Raw genomic sequence first — 3,260 nt, 5'->3', positions numbered from 1 at the left:
TCGCTGCCGCGGATCGTGGCATCCTTGCCGGCGCTGATCGTGAGGCTGCCATCGGTACTGCCGATCAGGCTGCGACTCTGGCTTTGGGTGGTGCCCTGGGATTGGGTGGTATCGGTCTGCTGGCGGGTGCCAATGGTGAAGCCGATGCCGCCGTTGGCGGAGAGCAGGCCGCTTTGTTTGACATCCTTGAGATGCGTCTGGCTGAAGCGGTTGGTGGCGGCGTCAATGGTAACGTTGTTGCCGGCGAGCAGGCTGACGTCTCCGGTGCCGACGACATTGCTGCCGCGGACGGTGAGGTCGTTGCCGGCCTGAACCGTGACAGTCTGCCCGCTGAAGGTGCTGGCCTGGGCCTGGGTCTGGTCGAGGGTGTCGCGGGTGGAGATGGTTTTGCTGGAGAGGAAGCCCTTGCTGGTGCTTTGATGTTTTTCATCGACGAACTGCGTGCTTTGTCCGGCGCTGATCGTGACATTGTTGAGGGCGGTGACCTTGAGGGCGCCTTGGTCGGAGGTGACGCTGGCGGCGCGGGCGTTGAGGTCGTTGCCGGCGGCGAGCTGGATGTTGCCCTGACTCTGGATGGCGGCGCCGATTTCCTGGCTGCTGGCGTCCTTGCGCCAGTTGTTGGCGTTCCAGGCAAGGTTGTTCTGGCTGGCGGTGGTGACGGTGTTCAGGTTGAGGTCGCGTCCGGCCACCAGGGTGGTCTGGCCGGCTTCGCCGCTTTGCGTGCCGCTGTTGACCACTTGGGCAGCGGTGAGAGTAAGGTCGCGGCCGGCACTGGCGGCGAGCGAGCCGTCGGCGACATACAGGCCGGCGATGCGGTCGAGATGGGTGATGCTGCCTTGGGCGTTCTGGTTGCGGGCGGTGGTAGAGGCGACGGTGAGGTCGCGGCCGGCGCTGACGTTAAGGCGGGTTTGGGCGTCGATGATGCCGCCGAGGTTGGCAAGATCGGTGCGGGCCGCCACCTGCACATCGCCGCCGCTGATGCGGCCATTCAGGTTCTGCAGGTTGTCGGCGGTAAGGGCAACGACCGAGCGGCCGGCCAGCGTGCCGCTGTTGACCAAGTCGCCGGAGAGGTTAAGGTCGAGCGTGTTGCCGCTGAGCAATGCGCCGCTGCCGTCGATGTCGCCTTCCTTGAGCCGGGCGTAGACTTGCGGAGCCAGTACCTTCTGTTTACTGCCGTCGGCCAGCGTGACTTCTTTTTGCACCAGCCAGACGATGTCGCTGGTCAGTGCGGCCATCTGGGCGGAAGTGAGGGCGATGCCGGGCTGCAGGTTGAATTGTTGGGCGGCAGTGATGCCGTTGTCCATGAGGGCGCGGTATTGGGCTTCGTCGCTGGCGTAGCCGTCAAGGAAGCGCCGGCCGGTGAGCTGGGCGACCTGTTCGCGGATCAGGCGTTGTTCGTAGAAATCTTTACCCGGGCCGCACGGTCAGTCAAATCAATCGATACTGACCCCATTGATTCGCTGACCCCATTGATTCGGGAAAACCGCGAATCCCCGAGCGCAAAGTTGCCGTTGGTCATTCGGCGAATCGCATCGACCATGCCCGGTTCAAGTTGATAGCGGAAACGTCTCCCACTCTATCAGAAAACCATCACAGGAAACCGTGGTCTGTCCCCTATTATTCATCGCTAAAAATATTCGAGTCCGGCCCGTTTAATCGCCCCAGCCGACGGGAGGATCAGGACGAAACAGGCAACATTCGGTGCGCTTCGCTCAATAGCACCCTATGCATTACGCCATACGCGGTAGTAAATCACTCCAATTGTTGGTTTTGTTTTTTGTAACAGTCAACAGCAGCGGCCACTGCATCTAAAAAATTATCAGAATCAAACCTATGCGATTGATTATTCACCATATTTCCACCAAAAATTATCACAGTATATGGCTTTGGATGTTCATCACCCCAGCGCTCACCGTCAATCTTCACAATTACAGAAAATCCATTCCTTGACATCTCTTCCAAAATACAAATTGCATCCCTCATATGCACACCATTATTTAATTTTTTAATATTATCAATAGCCAGTTCCATTTTATGTCTAGCTGATATGTTTGCCGAATGTATAACAATCTCTGGCGGTGAAAAATTATTGGTCGCCACAGCCTCCTCGATCCACAACAATACATCATAACCAGTGCCTATTGCATCATCACCCAAGTCGTGATCCAGACTGATTTTCTTAACCAATCCAGTCTTTAACAATGCTATCGCCTCAGAAGGCCATCTAACACAAACCCAGCCATCCGGTGCATTTCGAATGTCATCAAGATATACGTTCATAATTAGCGTTTAACTGCTTTTTTCAATGCCTGAGATATTGCATCAACCGTTGAAAGGTTGCCAAGACTACCTTTACCTGCCTCATCAATAATCGCTCTAAGTGCTTGACTATCTATTTTAACCCCATTTTCTTTAGCAAAAAGCTCAACTACTGCTTGAGCGGTACGTTTGTTTCCGTCTTGAAATAAGTGACTTCCCGCTATATCGCGTATTGCTGCAGCCGCTTGATTTTCAAAACCTTCTCGATATGACATATTTGCAAGTACTGTATCAACAGAGCCAGTCAAAGGCACACCACCGCCACTGGTTTTTTTATTTATCTCTATAATTTGCTCTTGGGTTAATGATTTTAGCTCTAAAGTAGTATTTACACCAACCACCTCAGTAGCTGTAGCTTTCCTACCCAGCCACCCAATAAATTTATCCTTTAAGCCAATTAGCCCACCTTCCGCCAAAAGCAGCAACTCTGCAGCGGGCTCGCTCATATCTTTCGCGAATTGCCTTTGCCGGCTATTTTCATACTCAATCTGAATAACAGACGGTAAAATAAGTTTAATTTCGTTTATGCTTTTCTGCGCATCCTGTTTGCAGCTGGCATTGCAATCAGGCCTGCTTGCCAATACCTCAAGCGCGCTGATTTCATTTTTCAGATCTGCACTGGCTGGCCCCATAGCGGGAGCTTTTAATAGAAAATAGGCATCTGTTTGATGTTGCTCAGCGTCTTTTTCCTTGTAGAAGGCAATAATTTTTTTTATTTCATCTGGACTCTTTGCTGCAGATAATTTTTTGTATTTCTCCACGATCTTATCAGCAGTCAGCCTATTGTTCTCCATCTCAATCTGAGCCGCAGCATTCGCCGTCGCCGCATTCTGCCCCGTACCCGCAGCCAGACCGATGATCAGCGTCCCCACCAGATTCTTGCGCGCTTCCTTCTCTGATGCGCTCATCTTCTCCGGGTCGCCACCCAGCAGGTTGTTGAG

At 53.2% G+C, this 3,260-nt stretch carries 4 protein-coding genes; 1 reads left to right on the top strand and 3 read right to left on the bottom strand.

The features are described 5' to 3' along the window. Positions 1-1,304: hemagglutinin repeat-containing protein (locus tag BMZ36_RS14140; protein ID WP_218142743.1), on the bottom strand; the 1,304-nt coding region annotated here is incomplete at its 3' end. A 12-nt stretch (positions 1,305-1,316) separates the two neighbouring features. On the opposite strand from BMZ36_RS14140, the gene BMZ36_RS14595 reads away from it, so the two are divergent. Next, positions 1,317-1,556, top strand: coding sequence for a hypothetical protein (locus BMZ36_RS14595; protein WP_091198376.1), 240 nt, complete (start codon positions 1,317-1,319; stop codon positions 1,554-1,556). 196 nt (positions 1,557-1,752) lie between these two features. Here the strand turns inward: BMZ36_RS14595 and BMZ36_RS14670 are convergent, their stop codons facing one another. Next, the gene (locus tag BMZ36_RS14670) at positions 1,753-2,280 is read right to left on the bottom strand and encodes a cyclic-phosphate processing receiver domain-containing protein (protein WP_218142742.1); all 528 of its coding nucleotides are present in this window, start codon (positions 2,278-2,280) and stop codon (positions 1,753-1,755) included. Positions 2,281-2,282: 2 nt separating this feature from the next. Then, a partial coding sequence (locus BMZ36_RS14125) for a Fic family protein (protein ID WP_177187902.1) occupies positions 2,283-3,260 on the bottom strand: 978 nt, incomplete at its 5' end.

This window comes from Formivibrio citricus (assembly GCF_900115065.1).
In the GTDB taxonomy this organism is placed as follows: Bacteria; Pseudomonadota; Gammaproteobacteria; order Burkholderiales; family Chitinibacteraceae; genus Formivibrio; species Formivibrio citricus.
The sequence above is the reverse complement of the archived record's forward strand: the minus strand, read 5'-3'. Positions and strand labels throughout refer to the sequence as shown.